A 25,562-nucleotide genomic window follows, 5' to 3' on the forward strand; every position below is an offset into this window, starting at 1 on the left:
AGAGGTGCGAAAGGGAGGAGGGCCGGTAGTGGGAGATGTGCGGCAATGCTCGAAGCAGCACTGCTGCCGGTTCCGGGACCTCACCCACGCCGGCACGTACGTCGTGGACGACCGCGGCCGGATCATCGACGTCAGCCCCCGAGCCGAGCACCTGCTCCGCCGCAGCGCGGCGGAGCTGCTGGGCCGCGACGCCCACGACGCGCTGCACCGGGGCAGGGGCGGCGAGCCGCTGCCGCGCAGCCTGTGCGACATGCGCCAGCCTCTCCTCGAAGGCGTCACGGCGAGCGGCGAGGACGCGTGGCTGGAGCGCGGCGACGGCTCCCTCATGCAGATCTCGTGGATGGTCACCCCGTGCGGCAGCGAGGCGGACGGCGGCGCGAACGCGCTGGTCATCTTCTACGAGACCGGTTCCTCCGTGTCCGGTGAGTGGGTGCGCGCGCAGGCTCCCACGACCATGACCGAGCTCGACCGGCTGGCGCTGCTCGCGGAGACGACCACGACGCTCACCTCCAGCCTCGACAGCGACGAGACGATCCGCCACCTGGTGCGGCTGGTGGTGCCGCTGCTGGCCGACTGGGTGGTCATCGACCTGCTCACCGAGGAGGGCGAGGTGGTCCGCAACACCGTCGTCCACCACGAGAACGGCGTCCTGACCCACCGGGAAGACCTGGAGCGGCTGATGCCGCCGCTGTCGATGGAGTCCCCGATGCCGCTGTCCCGGGCGCTGCGCGGCGTCACCGCGACGCTCGTCGGCCCGGAGCACTACCAGGGCCCGCCCGACTCGGGCATCGCGGTCGCGCAGCGGGAGCTGTTCGAGGCCACCGGCATCCACTCGGCGTGCATCGCGCCGATCCGCGGCGTGCGCGACGTGGTCGGCGCCATGACGCTCGGCCGCGCGGTGCAGCCCCACCCGTTCTCCACCAACGACCTCCTCCTGGTCGAGGACATCGCCCGCCGCGCCGGGCTGGCCCTCGACAACGCCCGCCTGTACGAGCGGCAGCGCCGGGTGGCCGAGACCATGCAGCGCCACCTGCTGCCCCGGCTGCCGTCCGTGCCCGGCCTGGAGATGGGCGCCTGCTACCTGCCCGCGCCGCGCGCCTCCCAGGTCGGCGGCGACTGGTACGACGCGTTCGTGCTGTCGGGCGAGACGACCGGCCTCGTCATCGGCGACGTCGTCGGCCACGACCTCGACGCCGCCTCCGGCATGGCGCAGGTCTGCAACATGCTGCGCGCCTACGCAGGGGAGCTGGAGGAACCGCCCAGCGCCGTCATGGAGCGGCTCGACCAGGCGGTGGTCCGCATGGCCGAGGCCACGATGGCCACCGCCGTGTTCGCCCGCGCCGAGCGCTCCGGCGACGGGTGGCGGCTGCGCTGGACCAACGCGGGCCACCCGCCGCCACTGCTCATTGAGGAGAACGGGCGCACCCGCTACCTGGAGGAGGCGAGCAGCATGCTCCTCGGCACCGGCTTCGCGCCCGCCAGGAAGGACGCCGTGGTCGAGCTGCCGCCGCGATCCACCCTGCTGTTCTACACCGACGGGCTGATCGAGTCGCCCACCCACTCGCTCGACGACGGCCTCGACCGGCTGCGCGAGGAGGCGGCCGCGCTGACCCGGCACCCGCTCAGCACCTACTGCGACCGCCTGCTCGGCCGCGTCCGCCCCGCCGACAACGACGACGACGTCGCCATGCTGACGTTGCGCGTCCCCGGCTAGCGGTGGGCCCGCTTGGGGCGGGCCCGGTCAGCGGCGGGCCGGTCAGCGGCGGGCCGGTCAGCGGCGGAACGCGTCGGCGTTCGCGCGGGCCCACTCCTCGAACGTGCGCGGCGGGCGCCCCGTGACCCGCTCGACGGTCGGCAGCACCGCCGACTCGTCCAGCTCGCCCCGGGCGAAGAACCCGTAGAACGCCTCCGCGTACGCCTCCGGCATGCCGCCGGCCAGCATCTCGGCCCTGGCCTCTTCGTCGCTCAGCCCCTCGAAGCGCAGCTTCCTGCCCAGCGCCGCCCCCAGGATCTCCACCCGCTCCGCCGGCCGCAGCGCCCGCGGGCCCGTCAGCCCGTACACCTGCCCGTCGTGCCCCTTCTCCAGCAGGGCCGCGGCGGCCACGGCGGCGATGTCGAGCGGGTCGACGGTCGCCACCGCCACGCCCGGCCAGGAGTCGCGGACGACGTCACCGGCCTTGACCTGATCGGCCCAGCGCAGCGTGTTCGACATGAACGTGCGCGGGCGCAGCACCGTCCACGGCACCCCCGACGCGCGGACCAGCGCCTCCGACTCCACGTGATATTTCGAGACCGGGTTGCTCACGTCGGCGGCCTCCGCCGCGCTCGCCGACAGCAGCACCACGTGCTCGACCCCGGCGCGCGCCACGGCCGCCAGCGTCTCGTCCATCCGGTCGTAGCCGGCCAGCAGGAACACCCCGCGCACGCCGGTCAGGGCGCCCGCCACCGACTCCGGATCGTTCAGGTCTCCCAGAGCCGGCTCGGCGGGCAGCTCCACCTCGCGCCGCACCAGCGCGCGTACCGGCTCGCCCGCCGCGGCGAGCGTGCGCACCAGCGCGCCGCCCGCGTTTCCCGTTGCACCCGTGACAAGGATCATGCCTAGAACAATACGGACATGAACGTGTCGATCTCCCGGAACCCCACCTTCCGGTAGACGGCCCGGGCCGCGTGGTTGAAGTCGTTGACGTAGAGCGAGACGACCGGCGCGAAGCAGCTCATCGCCGCCTCCACCACCGCCGCCATCCCCGCCACCGCGTAGCCCCTGCCACGCAGCTCGGGCGCCACCCAGACGCCCTGGATCTGGCAGGCCTGCGGGGTGACGGCCCCCACCTCGGCCTTGAACACCACCCGGCCGTCGTCGATCCGCGCGTACGACCGGCCGATCCTGATCAGCTCGGCCACCCGCGTCCGGTAGAGGGCGCCGCCGTCACCGAGGTTCGGCGAGACGCCGACCTCTTCGGTGAACATCGCCACGCACGCCGGCAGCAGCACGTCGAACTCCTCGGGCCGCACCCGCCGCACCAGCGGGTCGGCCGCCACGTCCGGCTTGCTGGAGGTCGCCATGACGGGCTGCGCCCAGCGGATCGCCCGTGCCCGCCCCCAGTGCGGCTCCAGCCGCTCCCACAGCAGCGAGACGGCATCGACCGGGCCCACGATGGACGAGCAGCGCCGCCCCTGCTTGCGGGCACGGTCGGCGAACGCGTGCACGGCCTCGGGGCCGGCGTTGACCGGCACCATGTTGGCTCCGGCGTAACAGAGTGACACGAGGCCACCGCGCGGTCCGAACCCCCACATCTGCCCACCGAGCCTCGCCGGGTTGAGTCCGACGGCCCGCACCCGAGAGGACACGAAGACATTGGCGACCGGATCGGTGTCCAGGAGGGCGAGGACTTCGTCCCGGTCGTTGTCGTCGAGCACGCGCGACGCCGATGTACGCAGCATCACATGGTCAGACTACGCGAAGGGTTACCGAATCCGGCATCCGGCACTGCCCACGGTAACCCTTTCTTGACGTCAGCCGGATCTCGCGACGTCAGCGGAGGCGTTCCTCAGCCGATGGGCAGCCCCTCCAGCACGCCCAGGATCCCGAGCAGTCCCCCGCCCTTCGGGTCGCCCGACGTCATGTGCGCGGCCGGACGCGGCTCCGGCAGGGCCGGGCAGGTCGTGTCCCGGCGCGGCAGCGTGCCGTCCCGCAGGTACGCGGCCAGGTACCCGTCCAGGCACTTGTTGCCCGCCAGCGACACCCCGTGGTTGCCGCCGCCCTCCAGCACCATGCGGGCGCGCGGGAAGCTCCGCGCCATCTGCAGAGCCCCCTGGTACGGGGTCGCCGCGTCGTGCCGCGACTGCAGCATGAGGAACGGCGGCAGCTTCCGCGACGCGTGCACCTTCACCGGCGTGCCGCCGCGCACCGGCCAGAACGCGCAGGGCGCGTTGAACCAGGCGTTCGGCCAGGTCAGGAACGGCGCCTCGCGGTGCAGGGCCTTCATGTCGGCCCGCCACGTGTCCCACTTTCGCGGCCAGCGGGCGTCGCGGCACTGGACGCCCAGGTAGATGGCGTAGCCGTTCTCGTCGGCCGCGTCGTTCTTGCCGTGCTTGTTGTAGATCTCCACGAGCCCCCTGACGTCGCCCTGCCGCACGTACGAGGACCACGCCTGGGCGAACTGCGGCCACACCTTGTCGCTGTAGCCGGCCACCGTGAAGGTGTCGTCGAGCTCGCTCGGCCCCACGACGCCTCCGGCCGGCTTCGCGCGCAGCCGGTCACGCATCGCGTAGTAGGCGAACGAGGTCTGCTTCTGCGTCGCGCCCAGCTTGTAGGCGTCGTGGTGGCGGGCGGTCCAGGCCAGGAACTGGCGATGCCGGTGCTCGAACGCGCGGTCCTGCTTGAGGTTCGAGTCGTACCAGACGCCGGTGGGATCGACGGAGCTGTCCATCACCAGGCGCTTGACGCGCGTCGGGAAGATGGTGGCGTAGACGGCGCCGAGGTAGGTGCCGTACGAGTAGCCGAGGTAGCTGATCTTCTCCTCGCCGAGGGCGGCGCGGATGGCGTCCATGTCCCGGGCGGAGTTCTCGGTGGTCAGGTGTGGCAGGAACCATGACCAGAGCTGGCCGCAGCGGGAGGCGTACCCGGCGGCGCGGGCGAGCAGCGCCTTCTCCTCGGCCTTGCCGTGCGGCACCGCGTCCGGCCTCGGGGCCTTGTAGTACGTGGCCGGGTCCACGCAGTGCACGGACGGCTGGCTGGCGCCGACGCCCCGGGGGTCGAACCCGACGATGTCGTAGCGTTCGGACACGTCCGCGGGCAGCGACGTGGCCACGTACTCGGTCAGGTCTCGCCCCGACGAGCCCGGCCCGCCCGGGTTGACGAGCAGCGTCCCGAGGTGGTTGGCGTCCCTGGAGACCTTGGCCCTGATCCGGTTGAGCGCGATCTTGATCTGCTGTCCCATGGGCTCGCGGTAGTCGAGCGGCACGCGTACGGTGGCGCACTCCAGAGCCGCCGAGGCCGTCTTGCCCGCCACCTTCGGGCAGGCCCCCCACACCACAGGCGCCTTCCTGCCGGCCACCGCCGTCCCGTCCGCAGTCGCGACCCCGGCGACGAGCATCACCAGCCCGGCGACAACCCCCATAACCCGCTTCACCGAGTCCCCTTCCTTGTCATAGGCCTTGAGATGCTCCCGCGAGCGACGGGGTGGTGACGGTGAGTATGGGGAAATGCTTGCCGTTCCGTGATGCCGCCATGGCCCGGCGCCTTCTTTCAGCTAATTTCCGATACTTTCGTCACCCCCCACCCTCATGACCACAGCACATGGGCACGCCACTCGTTCTTGGGGCCGAAAGTTTCGAGAAATCATTGACATATTTCGAGGGCCTTCTCAGACTGATCGCCAGCACCCCACCTCTCGGAAGGGAGAGCGCCGTGATGATCGGCCGGGCCCCCGCCAGACTCCGCACACTGGCCATGGCGACGACACTCTCGATCGCCGTCTTCGGCGCGACGACCGTCGCGACCACCGGGGCCGCCACAGCGGTGGCAGGAGTGGAGGACGAGGGCGCCGACTGCGCCGTGCCCGCCCTGCCCGACGCGGGCTCCTTACCCACCGTCTCCCGGCTCCCCGACCCCTTCACCAGGCTGAACGGCAGCCGCATCACCGCCAAGGCCGACTGGCGCTGCCGCCGCCAGGAGATCAAGAAGCTGGCGGAGAAATTCGTGTACGGCGAGAAGCCCGCCAAGCCGGCCGGCGTCACCGGCACGGTCTCCCGGACCGGCATCACCGTGAACGTCTCCCACAACGGCCGCAGCGCGAGCTTCTCGGCCGGGGTGGACCTGCCGAGCGGCACCGGCCCGTTCCCCGCCGTGGTCGTCCTGGGCGGGCTCGGCGCCGACACCGCCACCATCAAGGCGGCCGGCGCCGCCGTCATCAGCTACGACCCGCTCGCCGTCGGCCGCGAGGGCACCCCGCGCACCAGCAAGCAGGGCGCCTTCTACAGCATCTACGGCGCCTCCAGCAGCACCGGCATCCTGGCCGCCTGGGCGTGGGGCGTCAGCCGGATCATCGACGTCATCGAGCAGTCGGGCGGCAGTGTCCTGCGCGCCGACGCCACCGGCGTCACCGGCTGCTCCCGCTACGGCAAGGGCGCCTTCGTCGTCGGCGCCTTCGACCAGCGCATCGCCCTGACCATGCCCATCGAGTCCGGCAGCGGCGGCGTGGCCGCCTTCCGCGCCATCCCCGGCGAGAGTGGCGCCCAGCCCCTGAGCAGCGCCTACTCCGAGCAGCCGTGGCTCGGCGACGCGTTCGGCTCCTTCACCGGCAGCCCCGGCCGGCTGCCCGTGGACACCCACGAGGTCGTCGGCATGATCGCCCCGCGCGGCCTGTTCATCATGGACAACCCGCACATCGACTGGCTCGCCGCCCGATCCGCGAGCGTCGCCGCCCTGGGCGGCGCCGAGATCTACAAGGCGCTGGGTGCCGGCGGCAACATCACGTACTGGTCGGACGTCCAGGACGGCACCCACTGCGCCACCCGCCCGGAATGGCGCACCCCCCTCCAGCAGAACATCCAGAAGTTCCTGCTGAACACCGGCTCCTCCACCGGCACGATGCGCATCGCGTCGAGCAAGAGCGGCAACCTCGCCGAGTGGCGCGACTGGACCACCCCCACCCTCACCGACGGCGGCACCGACACCACCGCCCCCACCGCGCCCGGCACCCCCACCGCCTCCGCGACCACCTCCACCAGCACCACCCTGACCTGGACCGCCTCGACGGACGACACCGGCGTGACCGGCTACGACATCCTCCGCGCCCCCGGCACGACGGGCGGCACCTTCACCCAGGCGGGCACGTCGGCCACCACCACGTACACCGACACCGGCCTCACCCCCAACACCGCCTACCGCTACCAGGCCAGAGCCCGGGACGCCGCCGGCAACACCTCCCCCGCCTCCCCCACCGCCCAGATCACCACCCAGCCCGGCCCCTCGACCGGCACCTGCACCGCCATCGGCACCGTCCAGACGCAGTGGCCGACCGGCTACGTCATCCAGCCCCTCACGATCACCAACACCGGCACCTCCCCCATCACGAGCTGGACCGTCACCTTCACCCTCCCCGCCGGCCACACCCTGACCGGCTCCTGGAACGGCACCGTCACCACCAGCGGCCAGACCGTCACCATCAAGAACGTCGCCCACAACGGCACGATCGCGGCCGGCGCCGCCAACAGCACCGCCGGCTTCCAGGTGTCCCGCCCCAACGGCAACACCTCACTCCCGTCCGGCTACACCTGCACCTGACGCCGCACTCCCGGCCCGCCTCCTCGATCAGGTCACACAGCCCCGGGCCCAGCTCATCCCCCACCATGCGCAACGCGAGCTCGGCCCGGGAGGCGAGGACAAGAGGCGGCACCCCGGCGACCAGGTCGGCATGGGCGAGCCGGTCGAGCCGCCGTGCAGGATGATGTCGCGGCTGCGGTAGAGCCCGCGCAGAGAGATCTCGACGCGACGACGCACCCGGCCGAGCACCTGGGCACGCTCGGCGAGCAACGCCCGCAAGCGGGTGACCGCCGCGACATCGCTGCCCCTGCGCCGCGGCGACGACCCGCTCACGCTCGTCGGTATCCCGAGCCTCGGTCAGCAAGGACTCCAGCGCCCTCCAAGCGCCGGCGACGGCGGGAGCGAGGAGGAGGAGGAGGAGGACGGGTCGCGTCCGGGGGAGTGCTCAGCATCTCGCTGCCTCGGGCCGCGTCACGTGCTGCGGGCAGCGGCGCCCCCGGTGGCTCGCCGCCCAGCCCGACGTGGTGGGGCACAAGGGTGTGGGCCCGGGTTCGGGCCCACACCAGCGGGTGCGGCTAGCCGACCGTGACCGTGGGGCCGGTGGACTCGTCGTCGAGGTCGACCTCGACGCCCATCTCCTCCGCCAGCCGCAGCGCCTCTTCGATCAGCGTCTCGACGATCTGCGACTCGGGGACGGTCTTGATGACCTCGCCCTTGACGAAGATCTGGCCCTTGCCGTTGCCGGAGGCGACGCCGAGGTCGGCCTCGCGGGCCTCGCCGGGGCCGTTGACGACGCAGCCCATGACGGCCACGCGCAGCGGCACCTTCATGCCCTCCAGGCCGGCCTGGACCTGGTCGGCGAGGGTGTAGACGTCGACCTGGGCGCGGCCGCAGGACGGGCAGGAGACGATCTCCAGGCCGCGCTCCCTGAGGCCGAGCGACTCCAGGATCTGGGTGCCGACCTTGACCTCCTCGACCGGCGGGGCCGACAGGGAGACGCGGATGGTGTCGCCGATGCCCTCGGCGAGCAGGGCGCCGAAGGCGACGGCGGACTTGATGGTGCCCTGGAAGGCCGGGCCGGCCTCGGTGACGCCGAGGTGGAGCGGGTAGTCGCACTGGGCGGCGAGCTGCCGGTAGGCGTTGATCATCACGACCGGGTCGTTGTGCTTGACCGAGATCTTGATGTCGCGGAAGCCGTGCTCCTCGAACAGGGAGCACTCCCACAGCGCCGACTCGACCAGCGCCTCGGGGGTGGCCTTGCCGTACTTCTCCAGCAGGCGCTTGTCGAGGGAGCCGGCGTTGACGCCGATGCGGATGGGGATGCCGGCGTCGGAGGCGGCGCGGGCGATCTCGCCGACCTTGTCGTCGAACTTCTTGATGTTGCCGGGGTTGACCCGGACGGCGGCGCAGCCCGCGTCGATGGCCGCGAACACGTACTTCGGCTGGAAGTGGATGTCGGCGATCACGGGGATCTGCGACTTCTTGGCGATGATGGGCAGCGCGTCGGCGTCGTCTTGGGACGGCACCGCCACCCGGACGATCTGGCAGCCCGAGGCGGTGAGCTCGGCGATCTGCTGCAAGGTGGCGTTGACGTCGGCGGTGACCGTCGTCGTCATCGACTGCACCGACACGGGGGCGTCGCCGCCCACGGGCACGCTGCCGACCATGATCTGGCGGGAGTGGCGGCGTTGGGCGAGCGGCTTGGGGCGTACCGTCGGGATGCCGAGAGCTACAGAAGTCATTTCAACCCTTACTGTGACGACGCTTTCCAGTTTAGGTAGCTAGCGGGACTGCCCGGCTGTGAGTTCGGCCGCACGGGCGCGAGCCCAGGCGTCGGCCGCCAGCACCTCTTCGACGGAGTCGGCGGGAGTCACCTGGTGCTCCTCGACGACCTTGGCCACGGTGTCGACGATGGCCAGGAACGGCAGCCCGCGCCGCAGGAACGCGTCGAGGCAGACCTCGTTGGCGGCGTTGTAGACGGCGGGTGCGGTGCCGCCCTCGCCGCCCACGTGCCTGGCCAGCGCGACCGCGGGGAACGCCAGGTCGTCGAGCGGCTCGAACGTCCAGGTGTGCGCCTTGGCCCAGTCGATGGGCCGCGCGGCGCCCGGCACGCGCCTGGGGTGGCTGAGCGCGAGGGCGATCGGCAGCCGCATGTCGGGCGGGCTGGCCTGGGCGATGGTGGAGCCGTCGACGTACTCGACCATGGAGTGGATGATCGACTGGGGGTGGACGACGACTTCGATGCGGTCGAAGCCGAGGTCGTAGAGCAGGTGTGCCTCGATCACCTCGAGGCCCTTGTTGACCAGGTTCGCGGAGTTGACCGTGATGTAGGGGCCCATCGACCAGGTGGGGTGGGCCAGGGCCATCTCGGGGGTGACGTCGGCCATCTCCTCGCGTTTCATGCCCCTGAACGGCCCGCCGCTGGCGGTGATCACGAGCTGTTTGACGCTCGACGGGTCGTAGCCCTCGGGCCCGGCGGCCCACAGGCACTGCAGCACCGCCGAGTGCTCGGAGTCGACCGGGAGCAGCTGCCCGGGCCGGGCCAGCCGCTTGACCAGCGGCCCGCCGATGATCAGCGACTCCTTGTTGGCCAGCGCCAGCGATCTGCCCGCCTCCAGGGCGACGAGCGTGGAGGTGAGGCCGAGCGCGCCGGTGATGCCGTTGAGCACCACGTCGCACTGCCACGCGGCCACCTCGGCGACGCCCTCCGGGCCGCCCAGCACCGTGGGCGCGACGCCGTGCGCGGCCAGCGCGTCCTTCAGCGCGGGCACGGCCGTGGCGTCGGCCACCGCCACCGCCTCGGCGCCGAACCGCGCCGCCTGCGCGGCCAGCAGCTCGACCCTGCCGCCCCCCGCCGCGAGCGCGGCGACCCTGAAGCCGCCGGGGTTGGCGGCGATGACGTCGAGGGCCTGGGTGCCGATCGAGCCGGTGGAGCCGAGCACGACGACGGAGCGGAGGGTCTCTTCATGCACGTGTCCATTGTCCCCGCTGTAGGGCGCACTCGGGCACGCGGGACCCGTCGCCGCAAAATTCCCCCACTTTTGTGACGCCCGGGAATGCAGGGAGTTTATGCCGGAATATCGGCATATCGGCATGCGCGTATCTTGAGATATTCGGATATTGCGGCAGCCATCCTCCCGCTCTCACCTGCGGGTTTGGGAGGTTCGTAATGCCGCGAGCACCAGGGGGTGAACGCACTCCACCACAGCGGTCCCGGGCGAGGAGCGAGCGCCGACAGGCCGACCGGTCTCGCCCCCATAATTCAGTGAACGGCTTCAATCAGCACAAACCGCCCACGCACCCCGAGCAATTTACCGAAAGTAGTCACAAGAACACAACTCGTGGTGCACACTCGGGGGCCATGACCTTGAGCACCCCCCTGCTTGCGGCGGCGCCGCTCCTAGCGGGGCTGATCGGCCCGACGCTTCTCGGCGCGGCACCCGGCCGCCAGCAGGCCGACCCACCGGCCGCCGCCCCCGCGCACACGGCGGCCCGGCGGAGTGACATCGTCGAGCATGTCGCCGCCCGTACCGCCGCCGACCACCGGCGCGTGCTCGACTACTGGACGCCCGAGCGCATGGCCAAGGCCCTGCCGATCGGCCTGCTCGGCATCGTCACCGACGTGACCGACGGCGGCGACCTGCTGGGCGGCGTCACGGGCGGCCAGGGCGTGCGCACCGCCCCGAGCCTGACGGGCAAGAAGGCCGACCTGTCGCTGCCGCGCAAGCTCATGGGCTCGCACCACCTGACCGCGGCCAGGCCCGACACCAGCACGATCGGCTCCCGCTGGATCACCGGCGGCGCCGTGGCGCGGACCACGGGCCGGGTGTTCCTGACGGTGGCGGGGGCCGACTTCGTCTGCTCGGCGAGCACGGTGCGCAGCGCCAACAAGGATGTCGTGGTCACCGCCGGCCACTGCGTCAAGGACGGCGCCGGCGAGTGGGCGGCGAACTGGACGTTCGTCCCCGGCTACGGCACCAGCGGCCTGCGCCCGTACGGCCAGTACACGGCCCGCCGCATGTTCGTGGCCGGGCCCTGGTCGCGCAGCGGCGACGACAACTACGACGTCGGCATGGTCGCCCTCGGCACCGCGCACGGCAGGCACGTGGCCGACGTGGTGGGCACGCAGGAGATCGCCTTCAACGGCGGCCGGGGCGGGCAGGCGTTCGGCTTCGGCTATCCCGCCGACCCGCCGTACGACGGGGACCACCTGGTCTACTGCGCCGGCCGCCTGAAGAACGACCCGTACGGCCAGACCCGCGACCAGGGCCTCGGCTGCGACATGACGGCGGGCGCCAGCGGCGGGCCGTGGATGACGGGGTTCGACACGGCCGGCGGCAAGGGCACGATCACGTCGCTGAGCAGCTTCAAGTACAGCGACGACCAGCGCACGATGTACGGCCCGTACTTCGGCGACGCGATCAAGGCCCTCTTCGAGACGGCACAGCGCGCCTGACCGCAGACGGCACAGCGCGCCTGACCGCAGACGGCACAGCGCGCCTGACCGCAGACGGCACAGCGCGCCTGACCGCAGACGGCACAGCGCGCCTGACCGCAGACGGCACAGCGCGCCTGACCGCAGACGGCACAGCGCGCCTGACCGCAGACGGCACAGCGCGCCTGACCGCAGACGGCACAGCGCGCCTGACCGTCAGTGAGCACGGGCGTCCTGAAGACCGCAGGACGCCCGGAGCCGTCTCAGAGCGTCAGCCCGGTCAGCACCATGACCTTCTCGTAGGTGTAGTCCTCCATCGCCGAGCGCAGCCCCTCGCGGCCGATCCCGGAGTCCTTGACCCCGCCGTACGGCATCTGGTCGGCCCGGTACGACGGCACGTCGCCGATGATCACCCCGCCCACCTCCAGCTCCCGGTTGGCGCGGAAGGCGGCGTCGAGCGACCGGGTGAACACGCCGGCCTGCAGCCCGTACTTGGAGTCGTTGACCATCGCGTACGCCTCGTCGATCGAGGCGGCCGGCTGCAGGATCATGACGGGCCCGAACACCTCCTCGCACGCCACCTTGGCGTCGTGCGGGACGTCGGCCAGCACGGTCGGGGCCACGGTGGCGCCCTGGCGGGTGCCGCCGGCCAGCACCTTGGCGCCGGCGTCGACGGCTTCGCGCACCCACTGCTCGACCCGCTCGGCGGCGGCCTCGGAGACCAGCGGGCCGACCTGGGTCTTCTCGTCGGCGGGGTCGCCGGTGACGAGGGCGGACACCGCGGGCAGCAGGCGCTCGACGAACGCGTCGTACACGGGCTGCTCGACGATGACCCGCTGGACGGCGATGCAGCTCTGCCCGGCCTGGTAGTTGGAGTAGAGGGCGATGCGCTGGGCGGCCCAGTCGAGGTCGGCGTCGGCGAGCACGACGGCGGCGGCGTTGCCGCCCAGCTCCAGCGTGACGTGCTTGCGCGGCACCTGGTCGGCGATGGCGTAGCCGACGGGCGCGGAGCCGGTGAACGACACGACCGGCAGCCGCGGGTCGTGGACGAGGGCGGAGGCGCGCTCGTTCTCGATGGGCAGCACCGAGAACATGCCGGCGGGCAGGTCGGTCTCGGCGAGGATCTCGCCGAGCAGCAGTGACGACAGCGGCGTGGCGGGGGCGGGCTTGACGATGACGGGGGCGCCGACGGCGATGGCGGGGGCGACCTTGTGGGCGACCAGGTTCAGCGGGAAGTTGAACGGGGTGATCGCCAGCACGGGCCCCTTGGGGACGCGGGAGACGTAGGCCAGGCGCCCGGCGGCGGCCGGCTCGGTGTCGAGCCGCTGCACGTCGCCGGACCAGCGGCGGGTCTCCTCGGCGGCGAAGCGGAAGGTGGCCACGGCGCGCGCGACCTCGCCGCGGGCCCACACGATGGGCTTGCCGTTCTCGGCGGTGATGAGGTGGGCGATCTCGTCGGCCCGCTCGGCGATCCGGCGCGAGACGTGGGCGAGGGCCTCGGCCCGTACGTGGACGGGCAGCGCGGCGGCCTGCCCCGCGACGGCTGCGGCGGCGGCGACGGCCTCCTCGATCTGCGCGTCGGTCGGCACGGAGTGCCTGCCGACCTCGCGGCCGTCGTGGGGGTTGGTGACGGTGAGCTCGGTGTCCCCGGTCGCGGCGCGGCCGGCCAGCCAGAAGGTACGCACGTCCATGTCACCGACGTTATGCCAAAGCGTGGACCGGGGATTCACACCACGATGCACAAGACTTCCGCGAGGGCTCACCGTTAAGTACAAGCCCCGTTGTATACCCATGATGTAACAGAAGTAGACCCAATTCGGGATGTTTACCATGCGGAGTGGTTTGAGCGATCTCCGCTATGGCTAAGTCACCGGGTGCGGGTCTCCAGCGCGGCGGGCCCCCGATCAGAAAGGCGTGGGCCCCGTGACCGAACAACGTGAGGTCACAAGGACGCAGAGTTCCTTGGCCACCAGGGAGGTCTCATGACCTCGGCGCCTCTGGGGCTGCAGGGCGCCTACCTCATGGGTGAGCGCGCCGGTCACGACGAGCTGCGCTCCCGCCTTCTCGACGTCGCGGTGAACCTGCTGCGCACCGACGGCCCCGAGAGCCTGACCATGCGCCGCATCGCGGCCGAGGCGGGCTGCACGACGACCGTCATCTACACCATGTTCGGCAACAGGGAGGGCTTGGCGGAGGCGCTCTATCTGGAGGGGTTCGAGCGCTTCCGCCGCTTCCTGGAGGCGGTGCCGCAGCGCCGCGACCCGCTGGAGCAGCTGCACGCGCTGGGCCCGGCCTACCGGCAGGCGTGCCTGTCGGAGCCCGGCTACTACAGCCTCATGTTCGAGCGCGCGATCCCCGGCTTCGAGCCCAGCGAGCGCGCCCGGACCCTGGCCCGCGCCGCCCTGAACATCCTCGACCGCGTCATCGCCGACTGCATCTCGGCCGGCTACCTGATCCCGACCCAGCCGCGCAAGATCGCCGACGCGCTGTGGGCGGCCGCCCAGGGGGCGATCTCCCTGGAGCGGGCCGGGCACCTGCGCGACGGGCGCACGTACGAGGCGGTGACCACGGCGGTCATCTGCTGCTACCTCGTCGAGAAGCAGAAGTAGCCGAGCCTCTGGCCACCTCCAGCGCCAGCCACAGCTCCGCGCGCGTGCCCGGGTCGTCGAGGTCGCGGCCGAGCAGCTCGGCGACGCGCCGCATCCGGTAGCGCAGCGTGTGGCGGTGCACGCCGAGCTGCTGTGCCGCCGCGTCCCAGTGTCCGTTGCTGTCGAGGTACGCGCGCAGCGACGCGACCAGGTCGGCCCGGGAGCCGTACGTGGTGATCGGGGCCAGGACGGCGGCGGCGAACGCCTGGGCGGCGGCCGGGTCCAGCAGGCCGAGCAGGCCCTGCCCGCTCAGCTCCCCGAACCTGACGAGCCTCCCCCTGCCGCGGGTGCGGCCCCGTGCCGCGTCCAGGGCGCGGCCGGCCTGGTCGAGGGCGTTGCCCAGGCCGGTCGCGTCGAGGTCGCACGGCAGGCTGGCGCCCACGGGTGCCCGCGCGGCCAGCGCCACCTCCTCGGCCGCGCTCTCGGGCACGAGTGCGACGGCGGCCTCCTCGGCCCGTCCTCCGTACGGGCCGAGCAGCGCGGCGAAGGCGTGCGTGCCGAAGGCGTCGAGGGCCGGCGGGTCCGCGGCGAGCACCACGACCGGTGGCTCGGGCAGGCGCCAGCCCAGCGCGCCCAGGACGGCGCCGGCCGGCTCGCGCTCCCCTGCCAGCAGCAGCTCCAGCACCGCCGTGCGGAGGCGGCGCTCGGCGGCGAGCTGGGCCCGGCCCTGCTCCATGGCCAGCGTGAGGAGGGAGCCGGCGGCGTTGATCACGGTGTGGGTGACGGGGGTGAAGGCGTGCGGGGCGCCGACGGCGAAGAAGCCGCGCGGACGCGCCCCGCCGCCGAGCGGCTGCACCACGACGTGCTCCCCGGGCCCGGAGAGCGCCAGGCTGGCCGGCAGCCGGTCTCCACCGCCGGCGTCAGAAGGGCGGCCGCGGCGGCGTGCGAGCTCGGCCGTGACCAGGGCCGTGTTCGCGCCGGGCGTCGCGTGACGGACCTCGCCGGACTCCTCCAGCAGCGCCGCCCAGCCGCCGACCTCCTTGGCGAGCCGGTCGATGACGGCGTGCACGCCCTCCGGCCGCAGCGCCGCCCGCGTCAGCCGGCCCTGGGCGGCGAAGGCGCGGCTGATCTCGTCGTACTGCTCGGCCGCCAGCAGCTCGCTGACCGCCTTGCCGACCGCGATGAACGGCGTCTCGCGCGGCACCTCGAACAGCGGCAGCCCGGCCGACTCGGCCGCCTCGGCGAGGGCGGCCGGCACCTCCTCGTGGGAGACGCCGACGCCGAACCCGAGCCCGGCCACCCCCCGGTGCACGAGGCGGCCCACGTAGCCGGTGAGGTCGCCCTCCATCCGCAGGCCGGTGGTGAGCAGCAGTTCCCCGCCTTCGAGGTACGGTGTCGGGTCCGAGAGCTCGCTGACCGCGACCCAGCGCACGGCGGCGTCCAGCACCCCGGGGCGCGTGGTGCCGGCGACCGGCCGGAGGTTCATGCGGCGCGCGACGGTCTGGAGCGAAGGCGGCATGAGAAGTTTGTCCATTCCGGCAAAGAGGAGCACTCCCAGTGTGACATATCGACGTATCGGACCTGGCGGGAGGCCGCCGTACCGTCGGAGCCATGAGCATTCCCCAGGAGCGGCGCGTCGTGACCGCGATCCCAGGCCCGAAGTCCCAGGAATTGCTGGCCCGCAAGCAGGCGGCCGTCCCGCCCGGCATCGGCACCACGCTGCCGGTGTTCGTCACCCGCGCCGGCGGCGGCGTGGTGCAGGACGCCGACGGGAACTCGCTCATCGACTTCGGCTCCGGCATCGCCGTGACGAACGTGGGCAACGCCGCCCCCAGGGTCGTCGAGCGCGTCCAGAAGCAGGTGGCCGACTTCACGCACACCTGTTTCATGGTCACGCCGTACGAGTCGTACGTGCAGGTTTGCGAGAAGCTGAACGAGCTGACGCCGGGTGACCACGAGAAGCGCACGTTCCTGGTGAACTCGGGCGCCGAGGCCGTGGAGAACGCCGTCAAGGTCGCCCGGCACGCCACCGGCCGCCAGGGTGTCGTGGTGTTCGACCACGGCTACCACGGCCGCACGCTGCTCACGATGACGCTGACGGCCAAGAACATGCCGTACAAGCAGGGTTTCGGCCCGTTCGCGCCGGAGGTCTACCGGGTGCCGCTGGCCTACCCGTTCCGCTGGCCGACCGGCCCGGAGAACTGCGCGGAGGAGGCCGCCGAGCAGGCCATCGACCTGATCACCAAGCAGATCGGCGCCCAGAACGTGGCCGCCGTGGTGATCGAGCCGATCGCCGGTGAGGGCGGCTTCATCGTGCCGGCCAGGGGGTTCCTGCCGCGGATCGCGGAGTTCTGCCGGGCGAACGGGATCGTGTTCGTGGCCGACGAGGTGCAGACGGGCTTCGCGCGGACGGGGACGCTGTTCGCCTGCGAGGACGAGGGCGTCGTCCCGGACATCATCACCACCGCCAAGGGCATCGCGGGCGGCCTGCCGCTGGCCGCCGTGACGGGCCGCGCGGAGATCATGGACAGGGTGCACGTCGGCGGCCTCGGCGGCACGTACGGCGGCAACCCGCTCGCCTGCGAGGCCGCGCTGGGCGTGCTGGAGACGATCGAGGCGGAGGACCTGGTCGCCAAGGCCCGCCGGATCGGCGAGATCATGCTGCCCCGGCTGGAGGCGCTCAAGGAGCGGTTCGACGTGATCGGCGACGTGCGCGGGCGCGGCGCGATGATCGCGATCGAGCTGGTCGAGCCGGGCACCAAGGAGCCGAACCCGACCGCCGTCCAGGAGGTCGTCAAGCGCTGCCACGCGGAGGGCCTGCTGGTGCTGACGGCCGGCACGTACGGCAACGTGCTGCGCTTCCTGCCGCCGCTCGTGATCCCGGAACACCTGCTGGAGGAGGGTCTGGGGATCCTGGAGAAGGCGATCGCCGAGCTCTAGGCGGCACTAGGTGAAAACCAACCAAACGGGCATCCAGCTTGGGCTGGATGCCCGTTTTTGTGGTGTAAACGGCCCCATCCGGGTAGAGAATTCACCCTGACTTGACGCTCAGCTGGACGCTCACGGCCTCGGTCAGGGTTATAACGGTTGCGACATACGGTGGGGCGATGGCAGCTGGGAGCGTGATGAACTGGGGTCCGACCAGATCGGCGCGGAGTATGTTGACGTTCGACCCTGAGGGCCTGACCTGGGCCCAGCGCGACGGCGACGCCTGCGTCGTCTGCCACAAGAGGTGGCCGCGGCCACGCGTGCGCGTGGGCCGCCTGCCCGACGACTCCGCGGTGCTCGCCTGCGCCGACTGCGCCGAGGCGCTGCTGCCCGAGCCCATGGCCACGGTCGTGGCCTTCCCTTCCCGGTAGACGCCCCCACCCGCCGGCGGACGCGGCGGCGCCCCGGGACCGGGGGGAAGGCCCGGGGCGCCTCTCGACGGCCACGCCCGGCGGGGGGACGGACGGGCCCGTGGCATCAGCTCCGCGCGGACCGGCTCACTTGCGCAACGCGTTCCACCTATCGGCCCAGACGCGATAATCAAGACATTCCCCGTCCTCGGCCCCGCAACCCCCGGGCGGCCGCACGGCGAACTCCACGCGGTCGAGCCGCTTCGGCTCCCCCACCCCGTACGTCTCGCACATCGCCCTGGCCCGCCCCTTGCACGCCTTGGAGTTGGCGGGCGCCATGCCCACCCACGCGGCGGCGTCACGCTGCGCGTTGGCCGCCGTCACCCAGTTGAGCCACCGGTAGGCGCAGGTGGTGTCGGGGACGTGCGCGCCCAGCATCCACGAGTCGACCCAGCCGGTCGCGCGCGGCGCCGGGAAGGTCTTGACCGGGATGCCGGCCTGCTGCAGGAGCAGGCGATAGTACGGGGTGACCTGCGCGTAGTCGAGCGCCCCCGTGGCGAACCCCTTGACCAGGTCGATCGGGTTCTGCCAGTAGACGCGCTCCTTGTTGCGCTCCAGCAGCGCCATCGCCTTGCCGAGCGCGGCCTCGTCCAGCTCGTACGGCTCCTTCGCCGACCCATCGGCCAGGGCCGCGTCCGCGATCGTCAGCGGCGTGTCCTGGAGCGCGGCCCGCGGGGAGGAGAAGACCTGCTCCAGCCCGCCGCCCCTGACCCGGGAGGAGTCGTAGACGAACTCGTGGTAGGCCCACAGGTACGGCACCCCGTACGCCTTGCCCGACACCGTCGTCATGTCGCGGAAGCGCTCGGCGAGGTCCTTGTAGTCGCTGACCTTGGCCGGGTCGATGGGCTGCACCTGCTTGGCCGCGATCAGGTCGGCGGCCAGCACGGGCCCGGCGGTGATCACGTCGTACTGCCGCTGGGTGACCCTGGTGGCCATCTCCTCGGCGGTCTGGACGGCGTCGAGGCGGGCGATGCGGCAGCCCGTCTCCTTCTCGAAGTTGCCCACCCAGTTGACCTTGGGGCTGACGCCGCCGTACTCGGCGTAGCCCCGGTAGGTGAGGATCTGCAGCGTGCCGTCGCTCTGCGTCGCGGTCGGCGTGGGCGTGGGCGTCGGCTTCGGCGTGGCCGAGAGCTTGACCGTGAGGGTGGGCCGGGGCTCGGAGGTCGCCGACGGCGCCGGGCCCGTCACCGCACCGGTGCCGGCCACCAGCGCCGTCGCGGCGAGCGCCAGGGCGAAAGTACGGCGGCGATTCACGTTGTCCCCCCTTGTCCGTCTGCTGGAGCTTACCGGTGTCAGGACGTGGGGGGACGCCGCCCGCGCTCACCCGTTCGTGGGGAAGCCCAGGTTCACGCCGCCGTGGGAGGGGTCGAGCCAGCGGGAGGTGACGACCTTGCCGCGGGTGTAGAAGTGCACGCCCTCGGTGCCGTGCACGTGCGTGTCGCCGAACAGCGAGGACTTCCAGCCGCCGAAGCTGTAGAACGCCATCGGCACCGGGATCGGCACGTTGATGCCCACCATGCCGACCTCGACCTCGTTCTGGAAGCGCCGGGCCGCGCCGCCGTCGTTGGTGAACACGGCGGTGCCGTTGCCGTACGCGCCGCCGTTGATCACCTCCAGGCCCTCCTCATACGAGCGGACCCGCACGATCGACAACACCGGGCCGAAGATCTCCTCCGTGTGCGTGCGCGACCCGACCGGCACGTGGTCGAGCACGGTCGGGCCGAGCCAGAACCCGGGCGTCTCGGCCGCCTTGCCGCCGCCCAGCACCGGCGTCTCGCGGCCGTCCACGACCAGCTTGGCGCCCTCCTCCACGCCGAGGTCCAGGTAGGAGGCCACCTTGTCCCGGTGCGCGGCCGTGACCAGCGGCCCCATCTCCGAGCGGGGGTCATCGCCGGGGCCCACGGTCAGCTTCGCGACCCGCTCGACGATCTTGGCGACGAGCTCGTCACCGATCGGGTCCACGGCCAGCACCACCGAGATCGCCATGCACCGCTCGCCCGCCGAGCCGAACCCGGCCGACACCGCCGAGTCGGCCACCAGGTCCAGGTCCGCGTCCGGCAGCACCAGCATGTGGTTCTTCGCCCCGCCCAGGGCCTGCACCCGCTTGCCGTGCGCGGTGCCGGTCGCGTACACGTAGCTCGCGATGGGGGTGGAGCCGACGAACGAGACCGCGCGCACGTCCGCGTGCTCCAGCAGCCGGTCCACGCTCACCTTGTCGCCCTGCACCACGTTGAACACGCCGTCCGGCAGGCCGGCCTGCTGCCACAGCCGGGCCATCAGCAGCGACGCCGACGGGTCCCGCTCCGACGGCTTGAGCACGAAGGTGTTCCCGCACGCGATCGCCACCGGGAACATCCACATCGGCACCATCGCCGGGAAGTTGAACGGCGTGATCCCGGCCACCACGCCCAGCGGCTGCCGGATCGAATAGGAGTCCACCCGCGTCGAGACGCCCTCGGAGAAGCCGCCCTTGAGCAGGTGCGGGATCCCGCAGGCGAACTCCACCACCTCCAGCCCGCGCGCCACCTCGCCGAGCGCGTCGGAGTGCACCTTGCCGTGCTCGGCCGAGATCAGCGCGGCCAGCTCGTCGCGGTGGGCGTACATGAGCTCGCGGAAGCGGAACAGCACGCCGGCCCGCTTGGTCAGCGACGCGTCCCGCCAGGCCGGGAAGGCGGCGGACGCGGCGGCGACCGCCGCGTCCACGTCGGCCGCCGAGGCCAGCGCGACGTGCCCGCTCACCTCGCCGGTGGCCGGGTTGAAGAGCTCCGCGGCACGGGCGGGATCGCCGTCCGCGAGAGCCCCGTTGATCCAGTGCTGAACGGACTTCACTGCGCTGCCGCCTCTGCGTTGATCGTTTCGAGGGCGGTGACGATGATGCCCAGGCCCTCGGTGGCCTCGTCCACCGTGAGCGTGAGGGGCGGGGCCATGCGGATGGCGGTGCCGTACAGGCCGCCCTTGCCCGCCAGCAGGCCGGCCCGCTTGGTCTCCTCCATGAAGCGCGCGGCCTGCGCCGGGGTCTCCAGCTCGATAGCGAACATCAGGCCCTTGCCGCGCACGTCCTTGACGACGGGCAGCCGCTCGGCGGCGGCCTTGAGCCCGCTGATGATGATCTCCCCGGTACGGGCGGCGTTGGCCTGGAGGTCGTGGTCGAGCACGTAGTCGAGGGTGGCGTTGGCGGCGGCCATGGAGATCGGGTTGCCGCCGAACGTGGACAGGCCCACGGCGTGCGGCGCGTCCATGAGGTCGCCGCGCGCGACGACGCCGCCGACCGCGAAGCCGTTGCCGAGCCCCTTCGCGAACGTGATCATGTCGGGCGTCACGCCGTGGTTCTCGATGCCGAAGAACGCGCTGCCGGTCCGGCCCCAGCCGGTCTGCACCTCGTCCGAGATGAACAGGATGCCCTGCTCGTCCAGCACCTCCTTGTACGCGGCGAACAGCCCGTCGGGGGCCATCGTGAAGCCGCCCACGCCCTGGATCGGCTCGGCGATCAGCGCTGCCACGTCGTTGGAGACGGAGGTGGCCAGCACGTGGCGCAGGTCGTCCACGCACGCCTGGATGTAGTCGGCGTCCGACAGGCCCTTGAACTGCGTCAGGTGCCGGTCGGCGCCGTGCAGGAAGTGCACGTTGAGCGGGGAGAGCGAGTTGTTCTTCCACGACCGGTTGGAGGTGACGCTGATCGCGCCGAAGCTGCGGCCGTGGTAGCTCTGGCGCATGGCCAGCACCTGGTCGCTCTTGCGCGCGTAGGTGGCCAGCAGCAGCGCGGTCTCGTTGGCCTCGGTGCCGGAGTTGGTGAAGAAGACCTTGGCGTCGGGGATGCCGGACAGCCGCGCGATCTTCTCGGCCAGCTCGACCTGGCCGCGCAGCAGGTAGACGGTGCTGGTGTGCACCACGCCGGTGGCGAGCTGGCGCTCGACGGCCTCGCGTACCTCGGGGATGTCGTACCCGATCATGTTGGTCAGGATCCCGGCGAAGAAGTCGAGGTAGCTCTTGCCGTCCGCGTCGATGACGCGGTTGCCCTTGCCGCTGACGATCTCGATGGGGTCGTTGTAGTTGAGGGCCAACCAGTTCGGCATCACTGCCCGGTGGCGCGCGAGAAGCTCCGACATGTTACCGAGTATCCCTTTCCGCGCTCGGAGCCTCCTACCCGCAACCTGTCGGCGCGGAAGCGAGTTGCCTTACATGATGTCACGACGGTTCCTGGTGGAAGACTTCCCATGAGCACGGCGATCACGCCACCATGTCGGCGTGCTTCGCAAACTCCTGGCCGGCGCGGCCATCGCGGTGATCGTCGCCTCGATCGTCCTCGCCTGGCTCTCCCCCGACGGGCTGGAGGCGGCGAGCTGGGTGGCGGCGGTCATCGGCGCGGCGGCGGTCGTCGCGGCGATCGTCGGCTGGGCCCGGCGCCCGCCCGCCCTCGACGTCTCGACGCCCGAGCAGGTGGAGGCCGCCCAGCAGCTCCTGGCCGACCGGGTGCTGCGGCAGTGGGAGGAGGAGGCGAAGGTCCGGGGCCTGTTCACCCCGCACCCGCTGGCGGTGCGGTGGCGGCTGGGCGAGCCCGGCCTCATGGATCACGCCCGGCACATCACGGCCGGCGAGCGGCTGCACTTCGCGGGCGCCGCCGACCAGGTCGGCGAGATGGTGTCGGCCCTGCGCGGGCTGCGCCGCCCGCGCCTGGTCGTGCTGGGCGAGGCGGGCACCGGCAAGACCACCCTGGCCCTGCTCCTGCTGCGCCGCCTGCTGCTCGACCGGGAGCCGGGCGAGCCGGTCCCCGTCCTGCTCACGCTGTCGGGGTGGGAGCGATCCGGCGAGCAGTTCCCCTCGTGGCTGGCCCGCGGCCTGGCCAGGAACTACCCGGAGCTGCGCGCCGAGGAGTTCGGCCCCACGGCGGTGAAGGACCTGGTGGAGGGCGGGCGGGTGCTGCCCGTCCTCGACGGCCTGGACGAGCTGCTCGTGCACGAGCGGAACTCGGTGGTCCGGGCGCTGAACACCACGCTGACCGACCGGGACGGCTTCGTCCTGACCTGCCGCACGGCGGAGTTCCGCGAGACCGTCAAGGAGCACGGCGCCCACGTGCTCAGCGCCGCCGCCGTGATCGAGCCCGAGCAGCTCGGCGCGGGCGAGGTGGCCGGCTACCTCGCCTCGTGCCTGCCGCCCGACCCCGGCGGGAGCTGGCCCGAGCTCCTGCGCAGGCTGAACGACCCCGGCGACGTCCTGCACGGCAGCATCGACACCGCCCTGACGGTCTGGCTGGTGCGCATCGGCTACGTGGACCCCGGCGCGGATCCGGCGCGGCTGCTGGAGCTGCCCGACGCCGAGGCCGTGCGGCTGCACCTGCTGGACCACGCGGTGCCCGCGCTGATCGCCACCGACCCCGCCCCCGGGCCGTTCCGCTCGCGCCGGGCCTGGCCGGCGGAGCGGGTGCGAGGGTGGCTCACGCTGCTCGCCGGGTTCCTGACCTTCTGGGAGAGCCGCGACCTGGCGTGGTGGGAGCTGCGCGACCTGGTGTCGCGCCGCAGGGTCGCGGCCGGGCTCGGGCTGGCGTCCGGCCTGCTGGCCGCGGTGGCGGCCGGTGGCGGCTGGTGGGCCGGTGGCGGTGGCCCCGGCTCGTCCGCCGCCGTGGGCGCCGGTCTGGGGCTCCTGGTGGGCACCGCCAGCGGTGTGATCCTGTCCAGGGAGGGGGCGAGCATCTCGCTGGACGACGCCGGCGACATCCTGGAGTTCGAGGACTTCGACGAGTTCGAGGTCGGCCGGCTGCGCTCCGGCCTGCTCGTCGGCGCCGCGCGCGCCTTCGCGGCCTGGGCGGCGCTGAGCGTGCTGGGCGGTGGCGGGCTGTGGGCGAGCGGCCTGCTGGGCGAGTCGCTGGGCGGGGCGCTGGGCGGGTTCCTGAGTGGGGCGCCGGGCGAGTCGCTGGGTGGCGGCGCGCCGCTCAGCCTGGCCGACGCGGTGGCCTTCGCCTCGGCGTTCAGCCTGCCCATGCTCGTCGCGGTGCCGCTGGCGATGGCGTTCCTGCTCTGGCTCTACCGGGTGAGCGTGCTGCTGCACCCCGTGGCCTCGTACCGGGGGCAGGGGGTGCTCACGCTCGCGCTGGCCGGCCTGTTCGCCGCCGCGTGCGCGATCGCCGGGTGGCTGGGCGCGCTGTTCTTCCTGTCCGGCCTCGGCGGAGCGCCGCACGCGGCGGCGGGCGGCGCGGTCGGCGGGATCGTCGTCACGGTGCTGGCCGCCGCGGTCTTCGCCTTCGCCAACGTCGCCTGGCCCGCCTTCACCGTCGCCTGCGTGCTGCTCGCGCTGTCGCGCCGGCTGCCGCTGCGGCTGATGGCCTTCCTCGACGACATGCACCGCGTCGGCATGCTGCGCCAGACAGGGCGGCGTTACCAGTTCCGGCACGCCGCCCTCCAGGATCGGCTGGCCGACCTCAGACCTGCGCCGGCTCGGGCGCGGCCGGAGCCGGAGTGGGGCGCAGCACCGTGACCGCGAGCAGCGCGGCGGCCACGCAGAAGGCGGCGCCCACCCACGAGCCGAGGTGCATGGCGGAGGTGAACGCCTGGTTGCCGGCCTCGGCGAGGCCGAGCGTGTGCGCGCCGCCGATCGACTCCCTGGCCAGGGCGGGCAGGCCGGCGGGCATCTCGGAGGTGTACCGGGTGGCCAGCACGCTGCCCAGGATGGCGATGCTGAGCGCCATGCCGACCTGCTGGACGGTGTCGTTGAGCGCGGAGCCGACGCCGGCCCGCTCCAGGGGGATCGCCCCCATGAGCGAGGCGTAGGCGGAGGGGCCGGCCAGGCCGCCGCCGATGCCCATGACCACCAGCCCGGTCGCCAGGGGCAGGAAGCCGGTCGTCAGCGCCATGACGGCGAAGCCGCCGGCCATCAGCAGCAGCCCGGCACACACCAGCGCCCGGTTGCTGAGCTTCTTGCCGAGCCCCGCGCCCACGCCGTTGAAGATCGCGGCGGCCACCGCGTACGGCAGCATGGCGAGCCCGGCCTGCATCTCACCGAACCCCAGCACGAACTGCAGGTACTGGGTGAGGATCAGCATCACCGAGCCGGCGCCGAACGACATGAGCAGGATCGAGAACGACGCGCCGCTGAAGTTGCGGTTGGCGAACAGGAAGAGCGGCAGCATCGGCTCGTCCTGGCGGCGCTCCCAGATCACGAACGCCACGAGGGCGACCACGGCCAGCGCGATGACGGGGATGTTCCACTCCCGTTCGATGATCACGTAGACGGCGGCGGTGAGGCCGATGATCGACAGCACCACGCCGACCGGGTCGATCTTCCTGCTCTCGCTGCGCGTCTCGGGCATGAGGACGACGGCGGCGACGACGGCGACCGCCGCGATGGGGATGTTCAGCAGGAAGACCGAGCCCCACCAGTAGTGCTCCAGGAGGAAGCCGCCGACGGTCGGCCCGGAGACGAGGCTGATCAGGGCCACGGCGCTCCAGGCGGCCATCGCCTTGCGCCGCTCCTCCTCGTCGAAGACGGTCATGAGGATCGACAGCGTGGACGGCATGACGAACGCGCCGCCGACGCCCATGAGGCCGCGGGCGGCGATGAGCTGCCACGGCTCGGTGACGAGCACGGCCAGCAGGGACGCGCCGCCGAAGAAGACCAGGCCGATGATCAGGAAGCGGCGGCGGCCGTACCGGTCGGACAGGCTGCCCGAGGTGAGCAGCAGGCCGGCGAAGGCCAGCACGTACGCGTCGATGATCCACTGGATGTCGGACGGCGTCGCCCCCATCTCCTGGTTCAGGGAGGGGATGGCCAGGTTGAGCACGGTGTTGTCGATGCCGAGGACCAGCAGCGCCAGGCACAGGACGCCCAGGATCCACCATCGACGGGGGTCTCGTACGGTGTTCGAGTTCACTCGCACAGCGTAC

18 protein-coding genes are annotated in these 25,562 nt (G+C 72.2%); 7 read left to right on the forward strand and 11 right to left on the reverse strand.

The features are described from left to right. Positions 1 to 28: 28 nt before the first annotated feature. Positions 29 to 1,714 carry a SpoIIE family protein phosphatase gene (locus KIS93_RS49665; RefSeq protein ID WP_230465520.1) on the forward strand — a complete coding sequence of 562 codons (1,686 nt, stop codon included), beginning with the start codon at positions 29 to 31 and terminating at the stop codon, positions 1,712 to 1,714. A gap of 57 nt (positions 1,715 to 1,771) precedes the next feature. Here the strand turns inward: KIS93_RS49665 and KIS93_RS49670 are convergent, their stop codons facing one another. From KIS93_RS49670 to KIS93_RS49680, 3 genes are all read right to left on the reverse strand, one after another. Next, entirely contained in the window at positions 1,772 to 2,596 is an 825-nt protein-coding gene (locus KIS93_RS49670; RefSeq protein ID WP_080042241.1) for an NmrA family NAD(P)-binding protein, read from the reverse strand. A gap of 2 nt (positions 2,597 to 2,598) precedes the next feature. Beyond that, the gene (locus KIS93_RS49675) at positions 2,599 to 3,441 is read right to left on the reverse strand and encodes a GNAT family N-acetyltransferase (protein WP_080042242.1); all 843 of its coding nucleotides are present in this window, start codon (positions 3,439 to 3,441) and stop codon (positions 2,599 to 2,601) included. 107 nt (positions 3,442 to 3,548) lie between these two features. Further along, positions 3,549 to 5,120: an alpha/beta hydrolase gene (locus KIS93_RS49680; protein WP_080042243.1), complete on the reverse strand. Its 1,572-nt coding sequence runs from the start codon at positions 5,118 to 5,120 to the stop codon at positions 3,549 to 3,551. Between the two features lie 332 nt (positions 5,121 to 5,452). Here KIS93_RS49680 and KIS93_RS67980 point away from each other — a divergent pair, with 332 nt between their 5' ends. Beyond that, the gene (locus tag KIS93_RS67980) at positions 5,453 to 7,288 is read left to right on the forward strand and encodes a glucuronyl esterase domain-containing protein (protein WP_268966890.1); all 1,836 of its coding nucleotides are present in this window, start codon (positions 5,453 to 5,455) and stop codon (positions 7,286 to 7,288) included. Positions 7,289 to 7,842: 554 nt separating this feature from the next. Here KIS93_RS67980 and ispG read toward each other — a convergent pair. Then, positions 7,843 to 9,009 carry a flavodoxin-dependent (E)-4-hydroxy-3-methylbut-2-enyl-diphosphate synthase gene (gene ispG / locus KIS93_RS49690; protein ID WP_080042246.1) on the reverse strand — a complete coding sequence of 389 codons (1,167 nt, stop codon included), beginning with the start codon at positions 9,007 to 9,009 and terminating at the stop codon, positions 7,843 to 7,845. A gap of 39 nt (positions 9,010 to 9,048) precedes the next feature. Further along, positions 9,049 to 10,239, reverse strand: a complete 1,191-nt coding sequence (gene dxr / locus KIS93_RS49695) for a 1-deoxy-D-xylulose-5-phosphate reductoisomerase (protein WP_080042247.1) — start codon at positions 10,237 to 10,239, stop codon at positions 9,049 to 9,051. Between the two features lie 389 nt (positions 10,240 to 10,628). On the opposite strand from dxr, the gene KIS93_RS49700 reads away from it, so the two are divergent. Continuing rightward, positions 10,629 to 11,723, forward strand: a complete 1,095-nt coding sequence (locus KIS93_RS49700; protein WP_230465521.1) for a trypsin-like serine peptidase — start codon at positions 10,629 to 10,631, stop codon at positions 11,721 to 11,723. A gap of 242 nt (positions 11,724 to 11,965) precedes the next feature. Here KIS93_RS49700 and KIS93_RS49705 read toward each other — a convergent pair whose 3' ends face one another. Then, on the reverse strand, positions 11,966 to 13,393 hold the full coding sequence (locus tag KIS93_RS49705; RefSeq protein ID WP_080042248.1) for an aldehyde dehydrogenase family protein: 1,428 nt from the start codon (positions 13,391 to 13,393) through the stop codon (positions 11,966 to 11,968). A 291-nt stretch (positions 13,394 to 13,684) separates the two neighbouring features. Between KIS93_RS49705 and KIS93_RS49710 the strand changes: the two genes are divergently transcribed. Beyond that, the gene (locus KIS93_RS49710) at positions 13,685 to 14,311 is read left to right on the forward strand and encodes a TetR/AcrR family transcriptional regulator (RefSeq protein ID WP_080042249.1); all 627 of its coding nucleotides are present in this window, start codon (positions 13,685 to 13,687) and stop codon (positions 14,309 to 14,311) included. On the opposite strand, the gene KIS93_RS49715 is transcribed toward KIS93_RS49710, so the two are convergent. Beyond that, a complete protein-coding gene (locus KIS93_RS49715; RefSeq protein WP_335673936.1) occupies positions 14,277 to 15,824 on the reverse strand; it encodes a PucR family transcriptional regulator in 1,548 nt (515 codons plus the stop codon). The genes KIS93_RS49710 and KIS93_RS49715 overlap by 35 nt on opposite strands. Positions 15,825 to 15,901: 77 nt before the next feature. Between KIS93_RS49715 and gabT the strand changes: the two genes are divergently transcribed. After that, complete coding sequence (gabT, locus tag KIS93_RS49720) at positions 15,902 to 17,230, forward strand: 4-aminobutyrate--2-oxoglutarate transaminase (protein WP_080042251.1); 1,329 nt, start codon at positions 15,902 to 15,904, stop codon at positions 17,228 to 17,230. 218 nt (positions 17,231 to 17,448) lie between these two features. Next, positions 17,449 to 17,649, forward strand: coding sequence for a hypothetical protein (locus KIS93_RS49725; RefSeq protein WP_080042252.1), 201 nt, complete (start codon positions 17,449 to 17,451; stop codon positions 17,647 to 17,649). A 126-nt stretch (positions 17,650 to 17,775) separates the two neighbouring features. On the opposite strand, the gene KIS93_RS49730 is transcribed toward KIS93_RS49725, so the two are convergent. From KIS93_RS49730 to KIS93_RS49740, 3 genes are all read right to left on the reverse strand, one after another. Beyond that, complete coding sequence (locus KIS93_RS49730; RefSeq protein ID WP_186404872.1) at positions 17,776 to 18,942, reverse strand: extracellular solute-binding protein; 1,167 nt, start codon at positions 18,940 to 18,942, stop codon at positions 17,776 to 17,778. 66 nt (positions 18,943 to 19,008) lie between these two features. Continuing rightward, positions 19,009 to 20,517, reverse strand: a complete 1,509-nt coding sequence (locus KIS93_RS49735; RefSeq protein ID WP_080042254.1) for a CoA-acylating methylmalonate-semialdehyde dehydrogenase — start codon at positions 20,515 to 20,517, stop codon at positions 19,009 to 19,011. Continuing rightward, positions 20,514 to 21,794: an aspartate aminotransferase family protein gene (locus KIS93_RS49740; protein WP_080042255.1), complete on the reverse strand. Its 1,281-nt coding sequence runs from the start codon at positions 21,792 to 21,794 to the stop codon at positions 20,514 to 20,516. Before KIS93_RS49740 ends, KIS93_RS49735 begins: the two co-directional genes overlap by 4 nt. Positions 21,795 to 21,933: 139 nt before the next feature. On the opposite strand from KIS93_RS49740, the gene KIS93_RS49745 reads away from it, so the two are divergent. Then, positions 21,934 to 24,156: an NACHT domain-containing protein gene (locus KIS93_RS49745; RefSeq protein ID WP_080042256.1), complete on the forward strand. Its 2,223-nt coding sequence runs from the start codon at positions 21,934 to 21,936 to the stop codon at positions 24,154 to 24,156. Here KIS93_RS49745 and KIS93_RS49750 read toward each other — a convergent pair. After that, positions 24,101 to 25,549: an MFS transporter gene (locus tag KIS93_RS49750; protein WP_155128422.1), complete on the reverse strand. Its 1,449-nt coding sequence runs from the start codon at positions 25,547 to 25,549 to the stop codon at positions 24,101 to 24,103. The two genes, KIS93_RS49745 and KIS93_RS49750, sit on opposite strands and share 56 nt — an antisense overlap. Between the last annotated feature and the right edge of the window lie 13 nt (positions 25,550 to 25,562).

This window comes from [Actinomadura] parvosata subsp. kistnae (assembly GCF_900323885.1).
Lineage (GTDB): Bacteria > Actinomycetota > Actinomycetes > Streptosporangiales > Streptosporangiaceae > Nonomuraea > Nonomuraea composti.

What these genes read in the sequence shown, in the direction of transcription:
- KIS93_RS49725 (WP_080042252.1), top strand. Translation starts at nt 17,449, where the DNA reads ATGTTGACGTTCGACCCTGAGGGCCTGACCTGGGCCCAGCGCGACGGC.
- KIS93_RS49705 (WP_080042248.1), bottom strand. Translation starts at nt 13,393, where the DNA reads ATGGACGTGCGTACCTTCTGGCTGGCCGGCCGCGCCGCGACCGGGGAC.
- KIS93_RS49740 (WP_080042255.1), bottom strand. Translation starts at nt 21,794, where the DNA reads ATGTCGGAGCTTCTCGCGCGCCACCGGGCAGTGATGCCGAACTGGTTG.
- KIS93_RS49680 (WP_080042243.1), bottom strand. Translation starts at nt 5,120, where the DNA reads ATGGGGGTTGTCGCCGGGCTGGTGATGCTCGTCGCCGGGGTCGCGACT.
- KIS93_RS49700 (WP_230465521.1), top strand. Translation starts at nt 10,629, where the DNA reads ATGACCTTGAGCACCCCCCTGCTTGCGGCGGCGCCGCTCCTAGCGGGG.
- KIS93_RS49670 (WP_080042241.1), bottom strand. Translation starts at nt 2,596, where the DNA reads ATGATCCTTGTCACGGGTGCAACGGGAAACGCGGGCGGCGCGCTGGTG.
- gabT (WP_080042251.1), top strand. Translation starts at nt 15,902, where the DNA reads ATGAGCATTCCCCAGGAGCGGCGCGTCGTGACCGCGATCCCAGGCCCG.
- ispG (WP_080042246.1), bottom strand. Translation starts at nt 9,009, where the DNA reads ATGACTTCTGTAGCTCTCGGCATCCCGACGGTACGCCCCAAGCCGCTC.
- KIS93_RS49675 (WP_080042242.1), bottom strand. Translation starts at nt 3,441, where the DNA reads ATGCTGCGTACATCGGCGTCGCGCGTGCTCGACGACAACGACCGGGAC.
- KIS93_RS49710 (WP_080042249.1), top strand. Translation starts at nt 13,685, where the DNA reads ATGACCTCGGCGCCTCTGGGGCTGCAGGGCGCCTACCTCATGGGTGAG.
- KIS93_RS67980 (WP_268966890.1), top strand. Translation starts at nt 5,453, where the DNA reads ATGGCGACGACACTCTCGATCGCCGTCTTCGGCGCGACGACCGTCGCG.
- KIS93_RS49715 (WP_335673936.1), bottom strand. Translation starts at nt 15,824, where the DNA reads ATGGACAAACTTCTCATGCCGCCTTCGCTCCAGACCGTCGCGCGCCGC.